The organism is Haloglomus halophilum (genome assembly GCF_024298885.1).
GTDB lineage: Archaea > Halobacteriota > Halobacteria > Halobacteriales > Haloarculaceae > Haloglomus > Haloglomus halophilum.
The window spans coordinates 2,246,643-2,271,252 of record NZ_CP101166.1; the positions used below are offsets into that span (position 1 = coordinate 2,246,643).

Sequence of the window (24,610 nt, forward strand, 5' to 3'; positions counted from 1 at the left end):
TTCGTTATCTCCCGCGTAGCGGACTCTTAACCGCCGGGTAAGGGCAGATACGACGCGTTCCGGTTCGTCGATGTAACGGTTCCGCACTCCGTGTGGGTCCTTAGCGAGGAGGTAAAGAATTCGACGGTCTCATGGATATATACGACAGAACAGTCACTTCTCGATCGCTGCAACCCATGATGCACGACCTGACTGGATTCCAACGTGACCTGCTGTTCATCGTCGCGGGCCTCGACGGCCCGAACGGTGTCACGGTGAAGGACGAACTCGAACAGTACTACGGCCAGGAGGTCCGCCACGGCCGCCTCTACCCCAACCTCGACACGCTCGTCGAGAAGGGCCTCGTCGAGAAGGGACAGAAGGACCGCCGGACCAACGAGTACCTCCTGAAGGAGCGTGGCCGACAGGAGATCGAATCCCGGCTGGCGTGGCAGACCCAGCACTGTCCGCGCCCCATCCTCGAGCAGACCAGGGGGTTGCCCGTCGACGCTGACTGATCCGAGACGCCACTCGTGTGTTCCTGTCGCGGGCGCCCCCCGGTCAGGCCCGCACACTCGACTGCGCGGCGGCTGGGGGGCTCCCTCGTGTTCCTGTCGAGGGCCGGTCACCGGCCCTTCACACGCTCCCAGCGGGGGCCTGCTGCGTCGTCGAGCACCACTCCGTGACGCCGGGCGCTGTCCGGGTCCCTCGTTCCGTTCGGCCGCTCACACGGCGCTCACACGCCGCTCGCAACGCGGACGGTCCCACCTGCCTGTCACGTCCGTCGTGTCACGACGCGGGCTGACGGGCCGGCTCCGACGAGGGGCTCTGTCTATGGCGACAAATTTCGAGAAAATACCTCTAATATAGAATTTAAAATACGAACACCGACTCTTTTTTTTCGATATTCAAAAGAAATACTCGCGACTACTGTCGTGTGGACGACCGGAGCGGCGCTCCGTGCAGCCGTGTCGCTCGCGGCAGTCGTGGTGGGCTACTCCAGGTAGCCCAGGTCGGCCAGGCGGTCCTGCACGTCGGCGTCCTCGGCCGAGACGGACGCCTCGTCGACCTCGTACGGCGGGTAGTTCCACGCCTCGGTCTCCTCGACGTGGGGGAGGACACGGCCGTCCATCCGGTCGCTGACCGGGAGGCCGAGGGCGGCGAGGATGGTCGGTGCCACGTCGAACAGGTGGGCATCGTCGGTCACGGAGTCGCCGTCGATGCCCTCGCCGGCGGCGGCGAAGACCCCGGGGAGCTTGTGGTTCCACGGCTCGGTCGGGTCGTCGAACTGCTCGCCCAGCAGCTGGGCCGAGAGGAAGTGCTGGAAGTCGTTCGGGACGGTGACGATGTCGACCGCCCTGTCCGTGTACGGCCCGGAGAAGTACTTCTCGCTGGGGCCGACCTCCTCGAAGACCGGCTCGCCGTCCGGTGCCTCGATGTCGCGCAGGTCCTCGATGAGGTCGTCCCGGACGGCCTCGTACTCGGACTGGGGGACGACGCCCTCCGGGTCCCGGCCCTGCAGGTTGATACGGACGCCCAGTTCCGTCCGCGCGCGCATGTACGCCTTCGACTCGGGGAAATCGACCTGCGTGCTGGCCGTGCGGACAACGCCGTCGGGCGCGTAGCGCTCCGCCATGTCCTGCAGGCCGAGCTTGTCCAGCCCGGAGCCGACGCGCTTCGTGGTGATGCCCACCTTCGCGAGCCCCGCGGCCACCTTCTCGGTGAGACTGGGCTCCCACGTGTCGTCGTCGTTGCCCTCGCGGAGCTGGTTGCGGATGGGGTTCCACGACGGCATCCCCTTGCCGCCCTGTGTCGCCTCGACGTAGCCCGCCTCGCGGAGGAACTCGTTGACGCGGAACTCCTCCTTCTCGTAGGGGCCCATGCCGTGGTCGCTGGCGACGAAGACGCGTTTCGGGTCGTGGTTCTCCAGAATCCGGCCGACCTGCTCGTCCATCGCCTCGTAGACGCGGCGGATCTTCTCCCAGTCGCCGCCGAACTCGTGGAAGACGGTGTCGGTCTTCTGGAACTGGAGGAAGCCGAAGTCCGGCTCGTGCTGCTCGGCGAGGTAGTCGAACGCCTCGCCGCGCATCCGCGTGAGGGTCTCGTACTCGTCCATCCGCTCGGCGTCGGTCCACTCCTGGTCGTCACGGGCGTAGGCGGGGTAGACCCGGTACTCGCCGATGGCCTCCCGTACCTCCTCGAGGACGCCCTCCGGGTGGCACGGCGGGTCCTCCGGCGCGATGAATCCGGGGATGACCGCGCCGTCGATCTCGTCGGGTGGGTGCGTGACGGGGACGTTGACGACGACGCTGGACATCCCGTGGTGGTCGAGCAGCGTCCACAGCGAGTGCTCCTTGACGCTGTCGCCGGTGACGACCCGCCAGTCGTAGCCGTCGTAGTCCACGAAGCCGAAGACGCCGTGTTTGCCGGGGTTGACGCCCGTGTACATCGACGGCCACGCGCTGGGGGTCCACGGCGGGATCTGCGATTCGAGCGGCTCACAGACGCCACCCCTGCAGACCGCTTCGAGGTTCTCCAGCCGCCCCTCGTCCCAGAGCTTCTCCAGGACGGGGAGACAGCCGGCGTCGATACCGATCAGCAGCGCCTCCATCCGGTCGTCCTGCTCGGCGCTCATCCGTCGACCCTCCCGGTCCACGCTGTCCGGCCGGTCGGCACGGACCCGTAGTTCTCGGTCGGGACGACTGCGTCTGCAAACGACATTCTGTCCGATTCCATGAGGTGTACGAAGTTTATTATGAGACGACTAACGGCCGCGCGCCGGAGACGGCCGCGAAACGGTCCCCCGGACCGCCAGGCGGCCACGTCGCTACCTGATGACCGTGCCGTTCATCACGCTGACCCACGCCCGCCCGTTCCACATCGCGAGGCCCCACGGCCCGTCGCCGGTCCCGTCGTGGGTGCCGACATCGCCGACGAAGCGGCCCTCGGGTCTTCCGTCGCTGAGGTCCGATTCGAGCATGATGCCGCTGGAGCGGACGCGCCGGTTGTCCCAGCTATCCTGGAAGTCGGTGCTGTCGAGCCCCGTGTGCGTGGGGATGTGGACGTCGGCGTCCTCGGTCTCCCGGAGGTGGCAGAACGCGCCGGTGTAGTTCTTGTACGTGCAGCCCCGGAGTTCGACGCCGTCGGCGCCCGCGACGGCGATGCCCCGGAACCCCCTGTCCCGGCCGCTGGGGGCGGGCCGGAAGTAGCCGCCCTGGAAGTAGCAGTTCTGGAGCGTGAACCCGGGCGAGGTCTCGTCGACGAAGATGCCGTGCGGGTGGCTCTGGGTCATCCCGTTCCCCTCGAGGTAGGCATCCCTGACGCTCTGTGAGGCGCCCGCGCGTGCCTCGATGCCGAAGCCGCCGTTGTTCTGGACGACGCCGTTGACCCACCGCGAGGAGTACCCCCGCAGCGCCACCCCGGGTGCGCCGGTCTCGAGGCCGTTGAACAGCGAGTCGCAGCCGTAGAACGTCGTCCCGTGGGGTTGCGCGCCCGGTTCGAGCCGGACGCCGGCGCCACCGCACCGCCACACCATGCAGTTGCGGAACGTCATCCCGAACGACTGTTTGTCCTGCCCCTGTGAGTCGGTGTACTCCTCGACCCGGACCCCGTCGCCGCCCGTCCCGTGGATGATGAGGTCCTTGTAGGTGGAGTAGGTGGCGCCGCGGATTCGCAGGCCGATGTCGCCGCCGCGGATCTTCAGGTGCTGGACGAGTGCCTTGTTCCGGTAGTCGGCGTGGGCCTTCCCGATGACCTCGACGACGTTCTTCTCCGGTGCGTGCCGCGCGTCGATGACGGAGGCGGACGGGTGGCCGCCCGACAGCATCACCTCCTTCTCCGTGTAGTCCAGCGTGACGGGGAGCGGCTCGTCGGCAGCTTCCGCGTCGTACGTGCCGTGGACGAAGATGACGTCCCCGTCGCCGGCCGCCCGCCACGCCGCCCGGATGGTGTCGTAGCCGACGCTGTCCGGCCCACTGACCACGCGCCGGCCACCGAGGTTCAGCTGTGGCTCGAGCTCGACGATCTGATGCTCGCCGTCGCCCCCGTCGTTGTCGGCCGGGCGTCGCTGGTCGACGTCGGCCGACCGTTCCGGGTCGAACCGGCCACAGCCGGCCAGCACCGACGCCGACGAGGTACCGGCGGCCTGTAACAACGTGCGACGCCCCACCCTGCCGGAGGAGTCCGCCGCCGAATCATGCCCGGTCATGACAGTAGTACGTCCTATCCTGCCGCCTCCGTCCCGTTGTTACCTGGTTGCTAAACGCCGATTCCCGACGTTCTGGGCGCTATCGGGGGGATCATCTGATGGAACGGGTAACGAGATATTCTGCCGTATAGTATCTCATTAAGGTGCGTTTCCGGCAATAATTTCTGGACATAATTGGAAAAATGCTATCGGTTCGAAAACGTTCGGCAGATGTATCTTACACGTTGTTGGTGATCTGCGTCCCGTCGAGGACGCTGACCCAGTTCGTCCCGTTCCACATCGCAGGCCCCCACGGGGCGTCGCCAGCACCGTCGTGCGCGCCGGTGTCGCCGACGAACCGCCCCGGCTGGGTGGAGAGGTCCGTCGGGAGGACGGCGCCGCCGCTCCGGAGGCGGGTGCAGCTGTCGTGAACGATGGGTGTCGTGCCGTCGAGCGGGCAGTGCGAGGCGAGGTGGACGTCCGCGTCGGTCGCGCCCCGGAGGTAGAGGAACGAGTCCGTGTAGTTGCGGAACGAGCAGTTCCGGATGTCGACGTGGGGTGCGTCGGCGACGACGACCCCCCAGCGGCCCGTGTCGCGGCTGTTGCTGAAGTCCCGGAAGAAGCCGCCCTGGAAGTAGGCGTCGTGGAGGGCGAACCCGGCCGCGGAGTCGTCGACGTACACCTCGATGGGTGCGGAGTCGGCGGTGCCGTTCCCCTCGAAGTAGGTCCCGGAGACCTGCTGTGAGCAGCCGCTCCGGACGTCGACGCCGAACGAGGCGTTGTTCTGGATGGTGCCGCCGTGCCACCGGGTCGCGTACCCCCGCAGCCGGACGCCGGCGCCGCCGTTGAGCAGCGCCTCACAGCCGTAGAAGCTCGTGCTGTGGGGGTCCGCGCCGGTCTCCATCCGGAAGCCGTCGCCGCCGCAGTTCCAGGCCATGCAGTCCCGGAACGTCGTCCCGAACGTGCCGTACGTGGTGCCGTCGACCTCGAACCGGTCGACCTGGACGCCGTGCGAGCTGGCCTTCCAGACGACGAGGTCCGAGAACCCGGCGTACGGCGACCCCCGGATGCGGAGGCCGACGTTGCCGCCCACCAGCTTCAGGTTCTGGACCGCCGGTGTGTTCCGGTAGTCCGTGTGGCCGGCGCCGATGACCTCGAGGACGTTCTTGCTGGGGACGTGGCTCGCATCGATGACCGACCCGGAGGCGTGTCCGCCCGTCAGGAGGACCTCCTTCTCCCGGTGGTCGAGGACGATGGGGAAGCTCTCGCCGGCGGCCTCGGCGTCGTAGCTGGAGTGGACGTAGACGGTGTCCCCGCTGCTCGCGGCGTCCCAGGCGGCCTGGATGGTGGCGTAGCCGTTCGGCCCGACGACGTGCCGGCCCTCGTACTCCAGGGAGTCGCTGCCGCCGTTCCCGTTGCCGGGCTTCGCCGTGGCCTGCCCACTCAGCAGGGTCGCGCCGGCGGCGAGCCCCGCCGCCTTCAGGATGTCCCGGCGGCCAACGTCGAACCCCGCCTCGGTCTCCCGAGCCGGTGGCACCGCCAGTCGTTCCGTGTCGTCAATCGCGTCCGAGGGGCCCGCATCCGGTTCTGTGCTCATACCCGTACTCTCCCCTGGACAGACATATACTCGAACTTACATGAGGGTCACTGCGCACCCGTACCGGCCGGTAAGTGGGCCACCGCCGGCAGTGCGCGGTGTCGAGCCGGCATCGCCACGAGCCGAGTCCTCGCGAGTGTCGCCACGACGGTCGGCTGGTGGGGTGCTTACCTCGCCCATAACAATCCCCGTTCGGCCGGGATGTCGAGGAAATGGGAGTGTGTGAACCGTGACGGGGGACGACAGCGTGGCGACCGTCGTCGAGACGGTCGACCTCATCTCCAAGAAGTGGCATCCCGCCATCATCCAGACGCTCCTGCAGAGCGGCCCGCTCAGGTTCAGCGAGCTCAAGACCAGCCTCGACGGGGTCTCGGGGAAGGTCCTGACCGACAGTCTGAACGACCTCGTGGAGTCGGGTCTCGTGAGGCGGACGGTCGTCAGCGAGTCGCCCAAACGCGTCGAGTACGAGCTGACCGCGCACGGCCGGGACCTGCAGGAGGCCATCGAGGCGCTCGCGACCTGGGGTGATGCGCATCTCGGGGACGGCGGGCCGCCGCGCGTGCTCGTGGTCGACGACGACCCGCGGCTGGCCGAGATGCACGCTGGCTGGCTGGCCGACCGCTACGATGTCGAGACGGCCTACGGCGGGGAGGCCGCGCTCCGACGACTCGACGACGAGGTCGATGTCCTGGTGCTGGACCGCCGGATGCCCGGGATAGCCGGGGAGACGGTTCTGGAGCGACTCGGTATCCTCGGACTCGACCCGGGGGTCGTGATGCTGACCGCCGTCGAGCCCGAGCCCGAGGTGGCGGGGATGGATATCGACGACTACGTCGTCAAGCCCGCGCTGAAGAAGGACGTGCTCGAGGCGGTGGCGGCGGTCCTCGAACGGCAGGGGCTCGAGGACCCCGTGCGCGAGTACCTCGCGCTGTCGGCTCGCCAGGCGCTGCTCGAGGCCGAGACCACGCCCACCGAGCGCGAACACAGCGAGGAGTACCAGACGCTGCTCGACCGCATCGAACAGCTCGAAGACCTCCTCGACGACCCCATCGAGGGCGTCGAGGACGAATCCATCAGGGGGTTGCTCGCCGATGGCTGCTGACCGCTCCGCCGACAGGGTGCCAGATCGGGACGTGGCCCCCGTCGAGGTGCTGATGGTCGAGGACAACCCCGGCGACGCCCGGCTGGCCGAGGAAGCGTTCGACGCCCTCGACCGGCTCGTGGAGCTGACGGTGGTCGCCGACGGGACGGCCGCGCTCGACCGACTCCTCTCGACCGATTCGGCGCCCCCTGCGCTCGTCCTGCTCGACCTGGACCTGCCCGATATCACCGGGCGCAACGTCCTCGAGCGGCTCAAGTCCGAACCGACCGTGCGTCATATCCCGGTCGTCGTCTTCTCCAGCTCGGACGACCCGGCCGATATCAGGGAGACGTACGACCACCACGCGAACGCGTACATGACGAAGCCACGCGACGCCGACGAGTTCTTCCGCGCCATCCGGCGACTGGACGCGTTCTGGTTCTCGACCGCCGCCCTCCCCGGAGGTGGTGACGCGTGAGCGACGGGCTCGATGTCCTCCTCGTCGAGGACAACCCCGGCGACGCGCGGCTCATCCGGGAGCTGCTCGACGAGGCGAGCGACGACGTGCTGGATGGGCAGGCGGTCACGGTCGAGCACGCCACCGAACTGGCCGCCGGACTGGAGTGTGTCGACGACATCTCCCCCGACCTCGTCCTGCTGGACCTCGGGCTCCCCGACAGCGTCGGGATGTCGACGCTGGACCGGATGCTCGACGCCACCGACGACGTCCCGGTCATCGTCCTCACCGGGCGCCCGGAGTCCGACCTCGGGGTCGAGGCGGTCAGCCGGGGCGCACAGGACTACCTCGTGAAGGGCGAGATACAGGTCGAGGAACTGGGCCACGCCGTCCAGTACGCCATCGAACGGGCGCGGGCCCAGCGTCAGCTCCGTACCCGGACCCAGGAGCTGGCCATCCTCAACCAGCTGATGCGCCACGACATCAAGAACGACATCAGCCTCGTCGTCGGGCGCGGACACGAACTCACCGAGTACGTCGACCCCCGCGGTGAGGAGCTGCTCGCCGAACTCATCACGGCCGCCAACCACGTCCTCCAGCTGACCCGGACCGTCGGCGACACCGTCGAGGCCGTCGCCCACGACGAGCAGGCCGACCTGGAGGCCGTCGACGTCGGGCGCGTGGTCGAACAGCAGGTGGGGAAGGCCCGCAAGCTCTACGGCGAGGACGCCGTCGCGGTCGCGGGCGAGCTCCCGGACGCCGATGTCGCGGCCGACGAACTCCTCTCGGCGGTCGTCGGGAACCTCCTCAGTAACGCGCTGCTGTACACCAGTGACGACCCCGACGTCCGGGTGTCCGTGGTGGCTGCCGAGGAGACGGTGACCATCCGGGTCGCCGACAACGGCCCCGGGGTCCCCGACGAGCAGAAGGAGCTCATCTTCGGGCAGGGGACCCAGGGGGTCGAGAGCCAGGGGACCGGTATCGGGCTCTACCTCGTCGACCAGCTCGTCCAGGGGTACGACGGGCAGGTCTGGGTCGAGGACAACGAGCCGACGGGTGCGGTGTTCGTGGTCGAACTCGACCGCGTGTAGGCGCGTCCCGCGCACGTTCGCCGGTTAGCCACCTCCTCGTGTCGACTTATCCGGTGCATAGCAAACCGGGCGGACCCGATACTCCGGGCCAGTGATAGACTCGTATGGAGACCACGTCCTCGGGGATTAAGTTCGACCGGGCGGCCGCCATCCTCGGGCTGGTGGTGGCCGTCGCCATGCTGCCCGTGCAGCTGGTCCTCACCCACATCTACGCCCAGACGCTGCCGCCGGTACTGGCGCTGGCCTGCCTCATCTACCTTGCCGCGACCGGCGGGGAGACGGAGGGGGACTCGCTGCGACTGCCGACCACGATGGCGCATCTGCTGCCGAGCGTCGTCGTCTTCGGGGCCGCAGGGCTGTTCCTCCTCGCGAACGTCCAGGGCGGTCGGACTGACACGTTCTACGTGGCGGCCGCGCTCATCGGAACGTTGCTGCTGGGACAGATTCTGTTCGCGCGCGACCGCGACCTGCATACGGGCGTGCTCCTCACGCAGATCGTCGCGCTCGGGGCCGCCATCCGGTACTCGGCGATCCTGAACACGCCCGGCTACATCGGTATCGACATCTGGACGCACATGACCGAGTTCACGCAGGGGCTGATGGCGGCCAACTCCATCTCCGGGATGGGGTCGACGAAGTACGTCATGGCGCCGCTGTACCACCTGCTCGTGGGTGCCACGTCGATGTTCTCGGGACTCCCGCTCCGGGAGTCGCTGTTCGTCTCGCTCGGGCTGGCGATGCCCGTCGGCGCCATCCTCGTCTTCGGTGGCTCGCGCTACCTCGTCGAGGACCGGTGGGCGCTGTTCGCGGCCGGCCTGTTCGCGCTCAGCGGGTCGGCCATCCGCTGGGGTATCCACCTCATCCCGACGAGCATGGGGCTGTTGCTGTTCCTCGCGGTGCTGGCCATCGTCATCCGGCTGTTCCGGGCGCCGACCAGCCCCCGCGACGGCCTCCTGCTCATCACGCTGTTCATGGCGATGGCGCTGACCCATCAGGTGTCCTCGTTCATCCTCCTCGTCTTCCTCATCGCCGCGATGGTCGTCCAGTACGCGCTGAAGACCGGTATCATGAATCCGCCGCAGTCCTCCTCACACGGGCTCGGGGTCGACAGCGTCGAGCCCATCAGCTTCGGGGGCTACTTCGTGTTCAACGCTGGTTTCCTCACGCTCACCTGGAGCCTCACACCGTACTACGGCCGGTCGTTCATCGCGACGGTGTTCATCTTCCTGCAGGACTCGTTCGGTGGCGGGTCCCTCATCGGCGGTGGCGGCGGTGGCGGCGGTGGTGGCGGTGGCGCCGGCGCCAGCCAGTCCCAGCCGCTCGTCGAGTTCGTCGTGGCGAACTTCGACGTCCTCGGATTCCTGCTGTTGCTGTTCGGGACGACCGTCGGCTGCCTGTACGCGCTCCGGCGGAGCCGGACGAACCAGGCGACGCTCACGCTCGTCGCCGCCGCGGTCGCGATGACGGCGTTCACGCTGCTGCCGCCGCTCATCGGTATCGGGACGTTCCTCTCCGGGCGCTGGTTCGCCTTCCTGTTCGCGGTGATGGCGGTCCTGACGGCGGTCGGGTTCGGCCACCTCCGGCGCGGGCTCGCGCCCACGCTGATGGTCGTCTTCCTCGTCGTCTTCCTGTACGCCTACCCCATCGCGATGGTCGCGTCGCCGAAGGCGACCGTCGATGCGCCGATGCTGGAGCACGAGCGCCCCCAGTTCAGCTACAACGAGGAGGAGCTGGCCGCGATGCGGACCATCGGCTCGGTGACGACCGGGAGCAACGAGGACCCCATCTACACGGACTTCCCGTACAACTCGGCGTTCAACCGGTACCACTCCGAGCGGTTCGGGACGGCGACGGTGCCGCCCGACGCGCGGGTGAACCAGTCGGAGGTGATCTACCGCCGGTACCAGACCGACGACGCGCCGTACTTCCGGGACGGTGACGGCATGAACCGCATCCACCGGGTGCGCAAGTCGGCGATGTGCCCGACGGACCGCAACGTCGTCTACACGAACGGCGACGTGACGTTCTGTCGCGCGGGCTGAGTCACGGGCCCGGACGCACCGTTCCAGCCCCGGTTACCACCCGCCTAAGCCGCCGAACGTGTAATTATTCCCCACATAGGAAGGGGCGTTCCGTCCAGTAGGGTGGGGTACAGATGACCGACCGCAGTGACACCCGACGACGAGCGTTCCTGGCGGGCGTGGCCGCCACCGGTGTCGGCCTCGCCGGCTGCAGTTCGCTGAACCCGGACGGCGGTTCGGACGGGAACTCGGGCGGTGGCACCACTTCGACGCCGACCCCGACCGGGACGGCGACCGACAGCCCGACCGACACGAAAGACGACTCGAACCAGCAAAGCAAGCAGCCGGGCGACCCCGGCTCGCCGAAGCCGATGAACACGGAGGCGGCCTCCTTCGAGAACCTCGAGTACTGGACGGCCCACTCCGGCGTGAAGCTCAACGCCGACACCAACACGGTGTACCAGGGGACCCAGTCGGCTCGCATCGAGGGTCGCAGTGGCTCCATCCAGCGCGAGTTCCCGGTCCCGGTCGACCTCTCGAACCGGGACCTCTCCATCGCGATGAAGATCGAGGGGCCGCTTCCGACCGCCCTCCGCATCTACCTGTTCGACACCGGCAACAACGCCACCGAGCTCATCCAGGGCTACCACAACCAGCTCCCAGGGGACTGGGTCCGCATCAACCCCTCCATCAACAACGCCAACGCGGACATGAGCAGCATCTCGCGCATGCTCATCACGCTCGACGGCGGGGGCGAGAACAAGAAGTACTGGGTGGACGACATCCGGTTCCACGACAAGACGACCAACAAGGGGCAGGTCATGTTGACGTTCGACTACATGACCCGGAGTATCTACGAGATCGTCTTCCCCGAGATGCAGAAGCGGAACCTCAAGGGGACCGTCGCCGTGGCCGGCGACCGCGTCGGTAACGCCGACCGCCTCGACAAGAGCGAACTCAAGGAGATGAAGAACGCCGGCTGGGAGATCGCCAGCATGACCAACGACTTCGGGGTCCTCGCCGGTCAGTCGAAGGACATCCAGCGCCAGCGCCTCGAGCGTGGCAAGAAACTCATCAAGGACATGGGCCTCGGGGACCCCGCGGGCCTGATGTACCCGAAGGGCTTCGCCGACGACAACACCGTCGAGCTCGTTCCGGAGTTCCACGACGTGGCGTTCACCAGCTTCAACGCCTCCGAGATGGGGCTCTCCCAGTCCGCCATCATGGGGCCGACACTCGTGAACCGCTCGCGGCCGAGCACGGCGGAGGCGCTCAAGAACCAGCTCGGTCCGGCGACCGACTACAACGGACTCTACGTCCCGCAGCAGAACAGTATCGGCCCCGACTCCGACAACAACCGGCAGGTCCTCCAGGACATGCTCGACGCCGTCCAGCAGCGCAAGAAGCAGGGCGACATCGAGATCGTCCAGCCGTCCGACATCGTGCTGTAGAACGGGTCCCGGTTCCCGCTCGACTCCCTCCTGTTCCTGTCTCCGGCGACGTCGGCCCGACAGCCGGCGGAGCCGGGCGCCACGCGTGGCCAGGTCCTCCTGTCCCGATTCGATGGGCCTCCGAGAACGGACGCTTCAGCCGTCTTATACACCTGATAACTCCAATTCGGGTCGGAACTAACCGCCCGATAATATTGCGTGGGGGTGCTGTACGCTGAACCAGATGAACGAACCGTACACATCGCTGCACGGGCGGGACGAGACCGATTCGTCCCGGGGTATGACCCGACGGAACTGCATCCGGGCCATGGGTGGTGGCGCCGCCGCTGTCGGCGGCCTCTCGATGGTCGGGTCGGTCGGTGCACAGCAGACCTCCGGGCGGATGGTGTTCGTCTACGACGACGGCTACGCCGAGGACTACACGAAGACGTTCCAGGTCCACCGCCAGAACGACGCCCCCGCGTGTGCGGCGGTTCCGTCGGCCGCTATCGGTCGCTCCGACGAGTTCCTCTCCGAGGACCAGCTCAGGGAGATGACCGAGGCCGGCTGGGAGGTCATGTCCCACGCCGTCTCCCACGACGCGCTCGGGCACGTGGGCGTCACCCAGCCCGTCGAGGCCGGCGACACGAAGCTCTACGTCGACTCGACGGTCATGGGCCGCACCCCGCACCCCGCCGAGATATACACGGGTGACAAGCAGGTCGTCCGCAAGATAACCGGCAAGGGCGAGGACAGCACCGGCGGATACCTCACCCTCGAGTCGAAGGTCGGCAAGTCGTTCGCCGCCGATGGGACCCGCGTCCGGTTCACGGAGGACGCCATACGGAACGTGCTGGAGACGTCGAAGCAGTCGCTGGAGGACCGCGGCTTCAACGTGACCAACTTCGTCTACCCGTACGGCCGATACGACGAGCGCACGGAGTCGCTGGTGAAGGAGTACTACAAGGCCGTCGGGAACGCCCACCCCGGTGGGCACAACCCCGCCATCGGGCTCGACCCGTACGACCTGCGCCGTGAGTACTTCCACACGGAGACGATGACCGAGCAGGAGATCGGGGCCTACATGGACGAGGTCGCCAGTCGCGACACACTGGGGATGTTCGGGGGCCATATCCGGAACCCGAACCTGACCGGCCAGCGCATCCAGACGGCCATCCGGATGGCCCAGGAACGGAACCTCGAGATCGTAACCCTGCGTGAAGCACTGCAGGACCTCGACGTGTACGAGGCGACGCCGACCCCCTCGACCACGGCGACCCCGACGCCCACGTCGGCGAACCGCCAGGGGCAGGGGACGCCCGACTCGACCGGGACGAGCACGCCGAACGGCGGCGGCTCGTTCATCGACGGCTTCCTCCACTGGCTCGCGAACCTGTTCTGAGCCGCATGCGGCCCCCCGGTCGCGGTGCATCAGGAGGCCCGTGCGTGGGCGCTCGCCGCCACCGATTATTTTCCGACTATCGGTATCACTAACAGAATGTTGGCGGGACAGGAGCACTACGCCCGGGCACCCGTTCCACGGTGGTAGCGAACCTGTGTGATGGTGTCCCAAGGTCGGGCTGGCGGATTCTGGCGACGAGTGCCCGCGCGCGACAGATTGATACGTCCCTTCACGTCGTTCTACGCGGCAGCGACACCACACCTCATGAGAAGCATCTCAAATCTCTACCCAATTTGAACAATTATTGGTCCAAAAACGGTGATGAATTGTCAATATATGTGGCAAGGATACATAAAATCGGAAGAATGAGCCATAATCTCCGAACTTCTTAAGGGGGAAGCTGACTCGGAGTCGGGTGGGATGGTAGACAAGGAGCGTACAGGTCGTTCTTCGAACGTGAGCCGTCGAGCGTATCTCGGTGCTGTCGGCGTCGCGTCGGCATCAGCGGCTGTCGTTGGAACCGCGAGTGCGGGCGGAGAGTACGACGAGGTCGTCGACATCGTCGAAGCAGGTGCGGACCGGACCGGCACCGAGCCCATCGACGACGTGTTCCACGAACACGCTGCGGACGACACCCGCATCGAGTTCCCGGACGGGACGTACAGGGTCAACCAGCTGATCGTGTACCAGCTGTCGAACTTCGCCATGGTCGCGACCGGCGACGCGACGCTCGTTCCCGGTGAGAGCTACGACGAGGACCAGTGGATCGCCGGCGCGGAGACGGCGAACCTCACCATCGACGGGTTCGTCCTCGACCACACGGCCGACGGCGTCGCACCCGAGATAACCCTCAGTTCCACGGCGGACCTGACGATCCGCGACATCGAGAAGCGCGGCTTCCACTCCGGGACGGGCATCGCCTTCGCCGTCCAGATGCTGGAGGGGAGCGACGCCCTCATCGAACGGGTGGTCGCTCCGGACGGCGGGAAGTGTGTCGGTGTGTACGCCCACGGTGAGGGGTCGATGACCTTCCGGGACTGTCATCTCGAGGGCTTCACGAACAACGGTCTCTACGCCTCGCGGCTCTCCGGCCCGGCCAGGGTCGAGGGCGGCGTCTATCGGGACAACAACATCTCGCAGGTACGCCTCGGGAGCCCGGACAGCGTCGTCCGGGACGCCACGCTCGAGGTCACGCGGCCGGTGCAGGGCCCGGACGCCGACGTGGTCAACATGCGCGGCGTACGGGTGGCCGACGGTGCGGGGCCCGTCACCGTCTCGAACTGCGACATCTCGATGCGCGGTGCGTCCGGCACGGGCGGCATCGTCACGGCCTACTCCGGCGGCTCGCTCGAGGTGTACGATACGCGTATCTACATCGACGAGGACTACACGACGCCCAGTTCCGACGGCGACCTGACGAGCTGGGGTGTCTTCGTCGACGACGAGAACGGGGTCGACGCGGGCACGCGGACCTTCCGGAACGTCTCCATCACCGGCGGCGGCCGGTACATGTCCGGGATGCTCCTCCGGCGGGGCGACAACACGATGGACGGGCTCTGTATCGACCAGGTCGGCGAGGGCCGCAACGGTATCATCTTCGAGGACTCGGCGAACAACACCATCGCCGACTCGGTCATCGACGTTCCGGACGAGGAGATCGTGCTGCGTGATTCCTCGGTCAAACGCGCGGGCGTCTCCACCAGCGGCAACTGCCCGGCGCCCGGCGAGCGGACCGCCGGCGTCTCCGTCCCGGGCGAGGTCGGCTCCGCGACCGTCGAGCAGGCGGCGGCCGGCGAGTGGCACGGCGTCGGCTTCGAGCGCCAGCACGAGGACCCGGTCGTCGTGAGCAAGCCGCTCTCGGATTCGTACTCGGACGCGGCGCCCGCCCACGTCCGCCTGAACGACGTCAGCGCGGACGGGTTCGACCTCAAGGTCGAGGAGTGGCTGTACCTCGATGGCGACCACCGCGCGGAGACGGCCCACTACCTCGCGCTCGCGGCCGGTGACTACACGGTCGACGACCTCTCGGTCGACGTCGGCCGGGTCCGGACGAACCACGAGTTCAGCGGCTTCTCGTTCGACCAGTCGTTCGACCAGCGCCCCCTCGTGTTCGCCCAGTGCCAGACCTACGAGGGCCCGGACCCGGTCGTCACCCGCCTGCGTAACGTCACGGCCGACGGCGCCGAGGTCATGGTGCAGGAGGAGGAGGGCGAGGAGCACGGCGGCTACCACAACGACGAGACGGTCGGGTACATCGCCATCGAGCCCGGCACGGGCACCGTCGACGACCAGCCGTTCGAGGTCGGCGTCGCGGACATCCACGAGGAGTGGGACCGCATCGAGTTCGAGCAGGACTACGAGGACCCGAAGTTCGTCGCCGGCATCCAGACGTTCCACGGCCCCAACACGGCGAACCTCCGCTACCGGGACCTCTCGGCGTCCGGCGTCGAGGTCCACGTCGAGGAGGAGCAGAGCCAGGACGAGGAGACGCTCCACCGCTACGAGCGCGTCGGCTACGCGGTCTTCGAGGGCGCCTGACCGGGCGCTCCCCCCACGACGGCACCGGCGCCCCGGCTCCACTTACGCCGGCGATAACTAACCTGTTCGACGACCCAGACGCTGGTATGTACGCAGCTCGCCAGCGGGTGGTGGCGCGGTGAGTGACGAGCCGACGGGCCCGACGAGCGATGCGGGGTCGGCCGACGGACGCCTCGACGTGGGGTTCGTTCCGGCCGAATGCCCGGGTGCGGAGGCGACGGGGGCGGTCCAGACCTCGACACTGCTCGTCGAGCACCTCTCGCGACACCACGACCTGACGGTGTACGTCGCGAGCCAGCTGGACGCGAGCGAGCGCGACCTGCCCGCGGAGGACCGCGTCGACTACGTCCTCCACGACGACCTGCCGAAACTCCCCCACCCCATCTCGGTCATCGTCGACGCGCTGCGCGAGGAGACCGACGCACTGGAGACCCACGACCTCGTCCACGCCTACTCGCCGGCGTTCCTGCCGGTGCTGGCTGACCTGGAGTCACCGACGCTGGTGACGCTGAACTCCTACGTCCCGGTCTGTCCGAAGGGCGACATGATGTACGGGGGGACCGAGAAGTGCTCCGGCCCGGGCTACGGCAAGTGCGTCGGCTGCGTCGGCCGGACCGCGCTCGACCGCCAGCAGGGTATCGAGAACGAACTCCGGGCGGCCTACACCGCGCTCGGGCGCCTGGGCTTCGTCCACGAGAACATCGAGCGCAGCGACGATATCGACGCCTATCACGCGCTCTCGCCGCACCTCGTCGAGGACTACGGCGACCTCGGTTTCCCGACCGACCGCATCGAGGTCATCCCGCACTTCTACGACGACGCGTTCCACCGGCCCGAGGCGGTCGCCGGGCCGCCCGCCGAGCAGCCCGGTGACGACCTCTCCCTGCTGTACGTCGGTGGCCTGCAGGATATCAAGGGTGTAGACGTGCTGTTGCGCGCGCTCCCGTACCTCGCCGAGCGCGGGGTGGACGTCTCCCTGCGAATCGCGGGCACGGGGCCACTGGAGTCGAAACTGCGGGGGCTGGCCGCCGACATCGGCGTCGCGGACCGCGTGACGTGGCTCGGCTACGTCGACCACGCCGACCTCCCCGCCGAGTACGACCGCGCGGACGCGTTCGTCTACCCCGGACGCATCGACGAGCCGTTCGGCCGCGTCCTGCTGGAGGCGCTCGCCAGCGGGACGCCCGTCGTGGCCTCCGACGTGGGGAGTACGGACTACATCGTCGGGGACGCGGGCGTCCGGTTCACCTCCGAGTCCCCCGAGTCGCTCGCCGACGCCTGTGTCGACCTCGTGAACGAGTACGAGTCGTACGTGGGAGCCGTTCCCACACAGCTGGAACGGTTCGCGCCGGAGACGGTCGTCGGTCGATTCTGCGACCTCTACGCGGCCGTCGCCCGCGGCGATGTCGGGACAGAGGGCCGCGATAAATCGGCTGAACAGGCGCGAAAAACGGTCTGAACGGTGCGAACGCGGTTCGACGGTCGGCACGGTTGAAGGGTGGTCCCCTCGTTGGCTGGGGCAGGGAAGACCGATGTCAACCGACAACCACAGCTTCGACCGACGAACGGAGTCGTTCGACGAACCGGACCTCTGTGTCCACCTCGAGGAGGGCCCCGACGGGACGACGTGTACCATCTACCCGTCGGAGGTCCCCTCCCACGAGCAGACCACGACCTGGATCAGCGCCGATGCGGGCTCGTACGTGACGCTCTCGGAGATTCGGTGAGGGGGGCCGCGATTCCCGTCGGAAACCGGTCTCGACGGTGGATACTCGGCTGTCCATCTTCGACTCCGGCGTTGTTTATATGACATCCATGATGGGACCCTCGTGCTGACTATAGAGGATGCCTCCAGCAAGAGGTATCGAACCTTCCTGTTGAATGAAATTTAATGTTTTTGCAGATGCAGTATTAATTATGGCACCTCGTACGGTGATGGGCGGGACTGTCCCTGAGAGAATGGAGCCCACCATCAAAGAAGCCGAAGAACGCGGAATGGAACGACTCGGATGGACACATATTGAAGAATGGAAAGACCCCGACCCCAGCTATACAGAGGATGTGCCAGACTGGATTGAGGTACCGGAACGATTTAGAATGAGCGGAAGCCGAGGAGAATATTCTAAGATTGATGGAGATAGTTGGGTTTATTGGCTGATTTCTAATGGGGCAGGCAAAGCTATGGTCTATCAACAACTCAAGAGCGATTACTACCAAACCACCACAGAAGAAGGTACCTGCCCAAATTGCCAGTCGTATATCAAGAGATACGAGGATGACGATTACCTGACCTGCCACCGATGCGGCTGGCAGTATAAACCACTGACAGAGCAAATTAAGAACATATTCTGAGTCTTCAGGTCCTGGCCCCGACTGTTACCTCCGTTTGATTGCGAGATGAGCGCCCTGTAGTCAGCACGACCGGCGAAACCTATCACCGATTGAGGTTCCAATATGAATACTATTTCTCCTCTTATTGAAAAATATCGGATGTATCGCCGAAGTTATTGGGATTTGTCGTCAGTCCGCTCCTCCCCGTGCTGTCGCGCCGCGCCGTCGTCGCGGAACCAGGACGGGCGCGGCAGGCCCGGGACGCCGTCGAGGAGCCAGAGGCAGAACGCCCCCAGTAGCGTTCCGACGTAGAGGGCGACGAACCAGCCCTGGTCGGTCGCCAGCAGGTACGCCACCCACTCGGCGGCGTACTCGAGCACCCGGCCGGTCACGGCGCGTTGCCCGCCGGCCGGGAGGTTCGCGACCGGCCACAGCACGCGCTCGATGGTGTAGGGGTTCCGCAGCGCCACGGCGAACAGCACGTCACCGAGCAGGTGCGAGAGGTGGCCCACGGCGAACGCCAGTCCGGCCTCGGTCCGGTCGTGCCGTGCGGCGAGCGAGACGACGAGGACGGCCAGCGGCACCGCGACGAAGACGGAGTGGCCGACGGTGTAGCCCTGGCTCGTCACGCCGAGCACCCACGCCAGCGGCTTGTCGAGGAGGTCCGGGAACTGGGTCCCGAGCGCGAGCGCGAGCGCGCCCGCGGCGGCCGGGCCCCGTCGCCGGAGCAGGCGCACGGCGGGCGAGTACAGCAGGTAGCCCAGGGCGAGATGTCCCCACGGCCACATCTACGAGCCCCCGACGGAGATCCAGAGGCGCGACTCGCGGTACGCGTTCTCCGGTGTCGGGTTCTCGGGGACGTCGCCCCGGTAGAGGAGGAAGGAGAGCCGGAGGCGGTCCCCGGTCTGCTGGGGCGAGACGGTCGCCCTGACGCGTTCCGTCTGCCCGGCGCCGATGGAGGTGCTGAACCGGTCTATCTCCTGCCCATCGAGCGTCATCACGACCGTGTACGGGACGCGCTGGCCCTCGTGGTTGCCGATGGCGACGTACAGGTCACGGGACTCGCCGGCCGCGAACTCGGTGGGGAGGTCCTCGGCGACGAACTCGCCGTTCTCGGTCTGCGTGAGGAGGTAGAACTCGCTGAACGGCTCGTCGTCCTGCGGGGGCGTCACGGTGGCGTAGCCCGCGGTCGCCGCGAGCGTCAGCAGGCTCACGACGAAGAAGACGTTGAGGAGCTGCTGGCCGCTGGTCGAGGGCTTCAGCGCCGGCGACACCCGGAGGTCACGGCGCGCCACCGAGAGGAACGAGCCGGTGGTCTCGTCGAACCAGGCGCCGGGCGAGACGGCGTGGCGCCGCTCGGCCGGCAGCGAGAGCCGGCGGAGGACGGCCACCAGCGCGAGGAAGACGGTCAGGCCACAGACCGCCAGCAGCAGCGGCCGGAGGAAGAACCCGTAGGTGTAGTTCACGACGAACCCGACCATCGGGACCAGCACGATGCTCAGGACGACCGAGAGGCCGAACCGTTCGACCCCCGTGAGGCTCATCGTCTCGTGCTCGCTCGCGGTGTCGGTCCCGAGGTCCTCGGGGAACAGCGCCGAGACGAGGCTGTAGCCGGGGAGCAGTACGACGAGCGGGACCGCCAGCACGGTCCTGACCGTGCCCGGTGGCAGGCCGGTCAGGACGGCTGCGCCGGCCGCGAGCGTCCACGCGAGTACGACCAGCAGGTCTCCTGTCGACCGGAGGGGGCGACTCATTGCTCGGCTGTATCATGCGACCGGACAAAAGCGGGCCAGACCGTTCGGCATCGTTTCGGCTGATACGGGCCACCTAACCGCCCCTCCTCCGGCCACGATCACTCCCTGAACGGCCTTATTGGGCGCCTTACTGCCCGTCAATGCGCGGTTCGGCCGCTTACTGCCTCTATAAGAAAACCGTGTCGTCTCCATCGATGGGACAGAACCGGGCGGCCCGGCCGCCTGACAGACCCATGACAACAGTACCATCACGGGCGCCCCTCGACGGGGCCGCCCGACGACACAGGAGACAGACAGCGCCGCCGTCGACGGCCACGGCGGGCGGTGTGACGCGTGGTGACCGGACGATGCAGGGGGTGCGTTCGGCGTGAGCGAGGTTCCCATCGCCGACCCGCAGCTCGGCGTCGCCGAGCGCGAGCGGGTCGCGGACGTGTTCGACTCGGGAATGCTCGCGGCCGGCGAGGAGGTGACGGCCTTCGAGGACGAGTTCGCCGCCCACTGCGGGACCGACCACGCCGTCGCCACCACGAACGGGACGACCGCGCTCCACGCGGCGCTCGAGGCGGTCGGCGTCGGTCCCGGCGACGTGGTGGTCACGTCGCCGTTCTCGTTCGTCGCCACGGCCAACGCCATCCGGTTCGCGGGTGGTATCCCGAAGTTCGCCGACGTGGACCCCGAGACGTTCAATCTCGACCCCGAGGCGGTCGAGGCACGCATCCGGGCCATCGACGGGCCGGTCTCGGCCATCGTCCCCGTCCACCTGTACGGGCTGCCGGCCGACATGGACCGCTTCCGCGAACTCGCCGACGAGTACGACGCCGCGCTCGTCGCCGACGCCGCGCAGGCCCACGGCGCCTCGTACGGGGGCGAGCCGGTCGGCTCGCTCGCGGACGCGGCCACGTTCTCGTTCTACCCGACGAAGAACATGACCACCGGCGAGGGCGGGATGGTCACGACCGACGACCCGGACGTGGCCGACGCGCTCGAGCGGTTCATCGACCACGGCCGGCCGGTCGACGGTGACTCGTACGAGCACGTCGAGCTGGGGCACAACTACCGGATGACGAACCTCGCGGCCGCCATCGGCCGCGCCCAGCTGGAGAAGCTCCCCGAGTTCACCGAGACCCGACGCGAGAACGCCGCCGCGCTCGATGCGGCCCTCGCGGACACGCCGCTCCGGACGCCGACGGAACCCGACGACCGCCGGCACGCGTACCACCAGTACACGGTCCGGACGGACGACCGCGAGGCCGTCCGCGACCGCTTCGCCGAGTGCGGCGTCGACTCGGCGGTCTACTATCCGGAGCTCATCCCCGAACTGGAGGCCTACGACGGCGCCGACCACTCCCTGCCCGTCGCGGAGCGGCTCTCGGACGAGGTGCTCTCGCTGCCGGTCCACCCCGGCCTCGACGAGGCGGCCCTCGAGCGAATCGCCGACGCCGCGGCCGGCATGGAGGTGCCTCGTGTCTAGCGCCGCGCCGGTCCGGGCCGGCGTCATCGGCGTGGGGACGATGGGTCAGAACCACGCCCGCGTCTACCGCGAACTGCCCGAAGCGGAGCTGCGTGGCGTCTTCGACGCCGACACGGAGCGCGCCACGCAGGTCGCCGAGACGTACGGCACCGAGTTCCGTTCGATGGACGACCTGCTCGACGGCGTGGACGTGGTCTCCGTGGCGGTCCCGACGGAGTACCACTACGAGACCGTCCGCGAGTGCATCGACGCGGGCGTCCACGTGCTCGTCGAGAAGCCGTTCGTCGCGGAGCCGGAGAACGGCCACCGCCTCGTCGAGTTCGCCGAGGACCGCGGGGTCACGCTCCAGGTCGGCCACATCGAGCGGTTCAACCCTGCCACCCGCAAGTTGATGGACATCGTCGAGGACCTCGATGTCATCGCGGTCGACGCCCGGCGGCTCGGTCCCCCGGTCGACCGCGACATCGACGACTCGGCGGTGATGGACCTGATGATCCACGACATCGACATCGTGACCGCGCTCGTCGACGAGGAGGTCGTCACCCTCGACGCCATCGGCAACGACGACGTGGACTACGCCGCCGCGAACCTCCAGTTCGACTCCGGCGTCGTCGGCCAGCTCACCGCCAGCCGGGTCACCCAGGAGAAGGAGCGCCAGCTCTCGCTCTCGGCGGAGAACTGCCGGGTGAAGGTCGACTACATCGACCAGACCATCGAGATCCACCGCCAGTCCGCACCCGAGTACGTCGAGGAGGACGGCGACGTCACCTACCACCACGAGAACGTGGTCGAGCGGGTCTCCGTCGAGAAGCGCGAGCCGCTGAAGAACGAGCTGTCGGCGTTCGTCGAGGCCGCGACCACGGACGCAGAGCCGGTCGTCACCGCCGAGGACGGCCTCCGGGCGCTCCGCCTGTCCCGGCTCATCGAGGACCTCGCGGACGAGCGGACTCCCGTCGAACAGCCGGTCGCGGTGCGGTAGCGTCCTTCCTGCTCGGTCTGTCGGGGCGGCCGGTCGCGGTGCGGTAGCGTCCTTCCTGCCCGGTCTGTCAGAGCGGCCGTTCGCGGTTCGGAACCCTTGCTGGCACGGTCCTCACGCCTCCTCCTCGAGAGTGAAACAGCCGATTTCGGCCCTAGCACGGCCCTAAGCCGGTGCTTACCTCACGGATAAGAAAGCCGGCACGTCCCCCAGCGGCTGACACGAGCGAGTAGCCCAATCCGCTACCGCCCTCAACCATGACACACGCGAGAACACTCATCGCCGTACTGGGAATCGTCGCACTGCTCCTGGGTCTCGGGAAGGCCCTCGGCAGTGTCGAGAACCGGCGGCCGACAGTGGAGATGGTGGTCTGACCATGCCCGCCCAGCTCGGCGATGACTGCCACGTCGACGACGGCGCCACGGTCGGCTACCAGCACCCGGACCACCCCGAACCGACCGTCCTCGGCGACGGCGCGACCGTCCGCGCCGGGACCATCGTCTACACGGGCGTCGAGGCCGGCGACGGACTGACGACCGGCCACAACGCCCTCATCCGGGAGGCGACCGTCATCGGCGACGACGTGGTCGTCGGGACGGACACCGTCATCGACGGGGCCGTCACCATCGGCTCGGACGTGAGCCTCCAGACGGGCGTCTACGTCCCGCGCCAGACGACCATCGGCTCGAACGTCTTCGTCGGGCCGAAGGCGACGCTGACGAACGACCCGTACCCGGTCCGCACGGACGCCGAGATGGAGGGGCCGACCATCGAGGACGGCGCCTCCGTCGGCGCGAACGCGACGCTCCTGCCCGGCGTCACCGTCGGCGAGGGGGCGTTCGTCGCCGCCGGCGCCGTCGTGACCGAGGACGTGCCGCCGGAGACGCTCGCGATGGGGTCGCCCGCCGAACACCGTGACCTCCCCGCGGACCTCGAGGGGGTGAATGCCCTCGCATGAGCGGGAGTGTCCAGCAGGAGTTCGCCGAGCCGGTTCCAGAGAGCGCGACTGTCTGCGTCGTCGGCCTCGGCTACGTCGGCATCCCGCTGAGCCTCGGCTTCGACGAGGAGGGCCTCGACGTCGTCGGGTTCGACATCGACCCGGACAAGGTCGAGCGCCTCGACGACGGCGTCGACGTCACCGGCGACCACGGTGACGAGGCCGTCGCCGCCAGCGACATCGAGTTCACGGCCAACGAGGCCCACATCTCGCAGGCCGACTACGTCATCATCACGGTCCCGACGCCGGTCGACGACACGAAGAACCCCAACCTCGACTTCGTGAAGGCGGCCGGCCGGACCGTCGGCGAGTACCTCTCCGAGGGCGCCACCGTAGTGCTGGAGTCGACCGTCTATCCCGGCGTCACGCGCGATGTCCTCGGCCCGGAGATAGCGGCAGCCTCCGGCCTCGAGATGACCGAGGAGTTCAACCTCGGCTACTCGCCCGAGCGCCTCTCGCCGGGTGACGAGGGCCGTGGCCTGCGCGACGTGATGAAGATCGTCAGCGGCGACACCGAGGAGACGCTCGACGAACTCGCCGCCCTGTACGGGATGGTCGTCGATGCCGGCATCTACCGTGCGCCCAACATCGAGACCGCCGAGGCCGCGAAGGTGACCGAGAACGTCCAGCGCGACGTCAACATCGCGCTGGTCAACGAACTCGCAATCATCTGCGACCACATCGGCATCGACAGCGACGAGGTCCTCGACGCCGCCGGCACGAAGTGGAACTTCCACGACTATCGCCCCGGCCTGGTCGGGGGGCACTGCATCCCCGTCGACCCGCTGTACCTGGCGCACGGCTCCGAGCGCGCGGGCTACTCGCCCGACCTCATCCTCACGGGCCGCGAGGTCAACGAGTACATGCCCAAACACGCCGCGGAGCTGGCGCTGCGGGCACTCAACGAGAGCGGGAAGGTCCTCAAGGACTGCCGCCTGCTCGTCCTCGGTCTGTCGTACAAGCCCAACGTGGGCGACATCCGCACCTCCGAGGTCGGCGGCGTCATCACGGAACTCGACACGTACGGCATCGACGTCGAGGGACACGACCCGCACGCGCCGGACGAGGCCATCCAGGAGCAGTTCGGCATCGACACCGTCGACGACCCCGACTTCGAGGGGTACGACGGCGTCGTCCTGGCCACGCCGCACGAGGCGTACGCGGACCTGGACGTCGAGGCGATGGCGGAGTCGCTCAACGACGACCCCGTCCTGCTCGACGTGATGGGAACCGTCGAGGAGAAGCGGGCCCAGGAGGCGGGCCTGACCTACCGCACGCTGTGACCCGTGAGCCACGACA

20 protein-coding genes are annotated in these 24,610 nt (G+C 67.7%); 15 read left to right on the forward strand and 5 right to left on the reverse strand.

Annotation, left to right across the window (positions count from 1 at the left end; translation table 11 throughout):
• Positions 1–179 precede the first annotated feature (179 nt).
• On the forward strand, positions 180–497 hold the full coding sequence (locus NL114_RS10830) for a helix-turn-helix transcriptional regulator (RefSeq protein ID WP_254824705.1): 318 nt from the start codon (positions 180–182) through the stop codon (positions 495–497).
• Between the two features lie 476 nt (positions 498–973).
• On the opposite strand, the gene NL114_RS10835 is transcribed toward NL114_RS10830, so the two are convergent.
• From NL114_RS10835 to NL114_RS10845, 3 genes are all read right to left on the reverse strand, one after another.
• Positions 974–2,614, reverse strand: coding sequence for an alkaline phosphatase family protein (locus NL114_RS10835; protein WP_254820934.1), 1,641 nt, complete (start codon positions 2,612–2,614; stop codon positions 974–976).
• A 192-nt stretch (positions 2,615–2,806) separates the two neighbouring features.
• On the reverse strand, positions 2,807–4,186 hold the full coding sequence (locus NL114_RS10840) for a right-handed parallel beta-helix repeat-containing protein (RefSeq protein WP_254820935.1): 1,380 nt from the start codon (positions 4,184–4,186) through the stop codon (positions 2,807–2,809).
• Positions 4,187–4,403: 217 nt separating this feature from the next.
• Positions 4,404–5,762, reverse strand: coding sequence for a hypothetical protein (locus NL114_RS10845; RefSeq protein WP_254820936.1), 1,359 nt, complete (start codon positions 5,760–5,762; stop codon positions 4,404–4,406).
• 229 nt (positions 5,763–5,991) lie between these two features.
• Here NL114_RS10845 and NL114_RS10850 point away from each other — a divergent pair, with 229 nt between their 5' ends.
• From NL114_RS10850 to NL114_RS10895, 10 genes are all read left to right on the forward strand, one after another.
• Complete coding sequence (locus NL114_RS10850; protein ID WP_254820937.1) at positions 5,992–6,864, forward strand: winged helix-turn-helix transcriptional regulator; 873 nt, start codon at positions 5,992–5,994, stop codon at positions 6,862–6,864.
• A complete protein-coding gene (locus NL114_RS10855; RefSeq protein ID WP_254820938.1) occupies positions 6,854–7,321 on the forward strand; it encodes a response regulator in 468 nt (155 codons plus the stop codon). The genes NL114_RS10850 and NL114_RS10855 overlap by 11 nt, the downstream gene beginning before the upstream one ends.
• On the forward strand, positions 7,318–8,391 hold the full coding sequence (locus NL114_RS10860) for a hybrid sensor histidine kinase/response regulator (protein WP_254820939.1): 1,074 nt from the start codon (positions 7,318–7,320) through the stop codon (positions 8,389–8,391). The genes NL114_RS10855 and NL114_RS10860 overlap by 4 nt, the downstream gene beginning before the upstream one ends.
• A 104-nt stretch (positions 8,392–8,495) precedes the next feature.
• Positions 8,496–10,433, forward strand: a complete 1,938-nt coding sequence (locus NL114_RS10865; RefSeq protein ID WP_254820940.1) for a hypothetical protein — start codon at positions 8,496–8,498, stop codon at positions 10,431–10,433.
• A 113-nt stretch (positions 10,434–10,546) separates the two neighbouring features.
• The gene (locus tag NL114_RS10870; protein ID WP_254820941.1) at positions 10,547–11,863 is read left to right on the forward strand and encodes a polysaccharide deacetylase family protein; all 1,317 of its coding nucleotides are present in this window, start codon (positions 10,547–10,549) and stop codon (positions 11,861–11,863) included.
• 280 nt (positions 11,864–12,143) lie between these two features.
• Positions 12,144–13,244, forward strand: a complete 1,101-nt coding sequence (locus NL114_RS10875; protein ID WP_254820942.1) for a polysaccharide deacetylase family protein — start codon at positions 12,144–12,146, stop codon at positions 13,242–13,244.
• 456 nt (positions 13,245–13,700) lie between these two features.
• The gene (locus NL114_RS10880) at positions 13,701–15,782 is read left to right on the forward strand and encodes a right-handed parallel beta-helix repeat-containing protein (protein WP_254820943.1); all 2,082 of its coding nucleotides are present in this window, start codon (positions 13,701–13,703) and stop codon (positions 15,780–15,782) included.
• A gap of 118 nt (positions 15,783–15,900) precedes the next feature.
• Complete coding sequence (locus tag NL114_RS10885; RefSeq protein WP_254820944.1) at positions 15,901–17,241, forward strand: glycosyltransferase family 4 protein; 1,341 nt, start codon at positions 15,901–15,903, stop codon at positions 17,239–17,241.
• 73 nt (positions 17,242–17,314) lie between these two features.
• Positions 17,315–17,509, forward strand: coding sequence for a DUF7511 domain-containing protein (locus tag NL114_RS10890; protein WP_254820945.1), 195 nt, complete (start codon positions 17,315–17,317; stop codon positions 17,507–17,509).
• A 190-nt stretch (positions 17,510–17,699) separates the two neighbouring features.
• A complete protein-coding gene (locus tag NL114_RS10895) occupies positions 17,700–18,134 on the forward strand; it encodes a hypothetical protein (RefSeq protein ID WP_254820946.1) in 435 nt (144 codons plus the stop codon).
• A 152-nt stretch (positions 18,135–18,286) separates the two neighbouring features.
• On the opposite strand, the gene NL114_RS10900 is transcribed toward NL114_RS10895, so the two are convergent.
• Together NL114_RS10900 and NL114_RS10905 are read right to left on the reverse strand one after the other, a co-directional pair.
• Positions 18,287–18,901: a metal-dependent hydrolase gene (locus tag NL114_RS10900; RefSeq protein WP_254820947.1), complete on the reverse strand. Its 615-nt coding sequence runs from the start codon at positions 18,899–18,901 to the stop codon at positions 18,287–18,289.
• Positions 18,902–19,867, reverse strand: coding sequence for a DUF1616 domain-containing protein (locus NL114_RS10905; RefSeq protein ID WP_254820948.1), 966 nt, complete (start codon positions 19,865–19,867; stop codon positions 18,902–18,904). It lies immediately after the preceding gene.
• Between the two features lie 367 nt (positions 19,868–20,234).
• Between NL114_RS10905 and NL114_RS10910 the strand changes: the two genes are divergently transcribed.
• The 4 genes from NL114_RS10910 to NL114_RS10925 all read left to right on the forward strand — a co-directional run bounded on the left by NL114_RS10910 (position 20,235) and on the right by NL114_RS10925 (position 24,594).
• A complete protein-coding gene (locus NL114_RS10910) occupies positions 20,235–21,338 on the forward strand; it encodes a DegT/DnrJ/EryC1/StrS family aminotransferase (RefSeq protein WP_254820949.1) in 1,104 nt (367 codons plus the stop codon).
• Positions 21,331–22,317, forward strand: coding sequence for a Gfo/Idh/MocA family protein (locus NL114_RS10915; RefSeq protein ID WP_254820950.1), 987 nt, complete (start codon positions 21,331–21,333; stop codon positions 22,315–22,317). The genes NL114_RS10910 and NL114_RS10915 overlap by 8 nt, the downstream gene beginning before the upstream one ends.
• A gap of 373 nt (positions 22,318–22,690) precedes the next feature.
• Positions 22,691–23,272 carry an acyltransferase gene (locus tag NL114_RS10920; RefSeq protein ID WP_254820951.1) on the forward strand — a complete coding sequence of 194 codons (582 nt, stop codon included), beginning with the start codon at positions 22,691–22,693 and terminating at the stop codon, positions 23,270–23,272.
• Positions 23,269–24,594, forward strand: a complete 1,326-nt coding sequence (locus NL114_RS10925; protein ID WP_254820952.1) for a nucleotide sugar dehydrogenase — start codon at positions 23,269–23,271, stop codon at positions 24,592–24,594. Before NL114_RS10920 ends, NL114_RS10925 begins: the two co-directional genes overlap by 4 nt.
• Positions 24,595–24,610 lie beyond the last annotated feature (16 nt).

Coding starts and splice junctions, on each gene's coding strand:
- NL114_RS10875 (WP_254820942.1), top strand. CDS start 12,144: ATGACCCGACGGAACTGCATCCGGGCCATGGGTGGTGGCGCCGCCGCT.
- NL114_RS10865 (WP_254820940.1), top strand. CDS start 8,496: ATGGAGACCACGTCCTCGGGGATTAAGTTCGACCGGGCGGCCGCCATC.
- NL114_RS10845 (WP_254820936.1), bottom strand. CDS start 5,762: ATGAGCACAGAACCGGATGCGGGCCCCTCGGACGCGATTGACGACACG.
- NL114_RS10855 (WP_254820938.1), top strand. CDS start 6,854: ATGGCTGCTGACCGCTCCGCCGACAGGGTGCCAGATCGGGACGTGGCC.
- NL114_RS10840 (WP_254820935.1), bottom strand. CDS start 4,186: ATGACCGGGCATGATTCGGCGGCGGACTCCTCCGGCAGGGTGGGGCGT.
- NL114_RS10925 (WP_254820952.1), top strand. CDS start 23,269: ATGAGCGGGAGTGTCCAGCAGGAGTTCGCCGAGCCGGTTCCAGAGAGC.
- NL114_RS10835 (WP_254820934.1), bottom strand. CDS start 2,614: ATGAGCGCCGAGCAGGACGACCGGATGGAGGCGCTGCTGATCGGTATC.
- NL114_RS10830 (WP_254824705.1), top strand. CDS start 180: ATGCACGACCTGACTGGATTCCAACGTGACCTGCTGTTCATCGTCGCG.
- NL114_RS10905 (WP_254820948.1), bottom strand. CDS start 19,867: ATGAGTCGCCCCCTCCGGTCGACAGGAGACCTGCTGGTCGTACTCGCG.
- NL114_RS10895 (WP_254820946.1), top strand. CDS start 17,700: ATGGCACCTCGTACGGTGATGGGCGGGACTGTCCCTGAGAGAATGGAG.
- NL114_RS10920 (WP_254820951.1), top strand. CDS start 22,691: ATGCCCGCCCAGCTCGGCGATGACTGCCACGTCGACGACGGCGCCACG.
- NL114_RS10890 (WP_254820945.1), top strand. CDS start 17,315: ATGTCAACCGACAACCACAGCTTCGACCGACGAACGGAGTCGTTCGAC.
- NL114_RS10900 (WP_254820947.1), bottom strand. CDS start 18,901: ATGTGGCCGTGGGGACATCTCGCCCTGGGCTACCTGCTGTACTCGCCC.
- NL114_RS10870 (WP_254820941.1), top strand. CDS start 10,547: ATGACCGACCGCAGTGACACCCGACGACGAGCGTTCCTGGCGGGCGTG.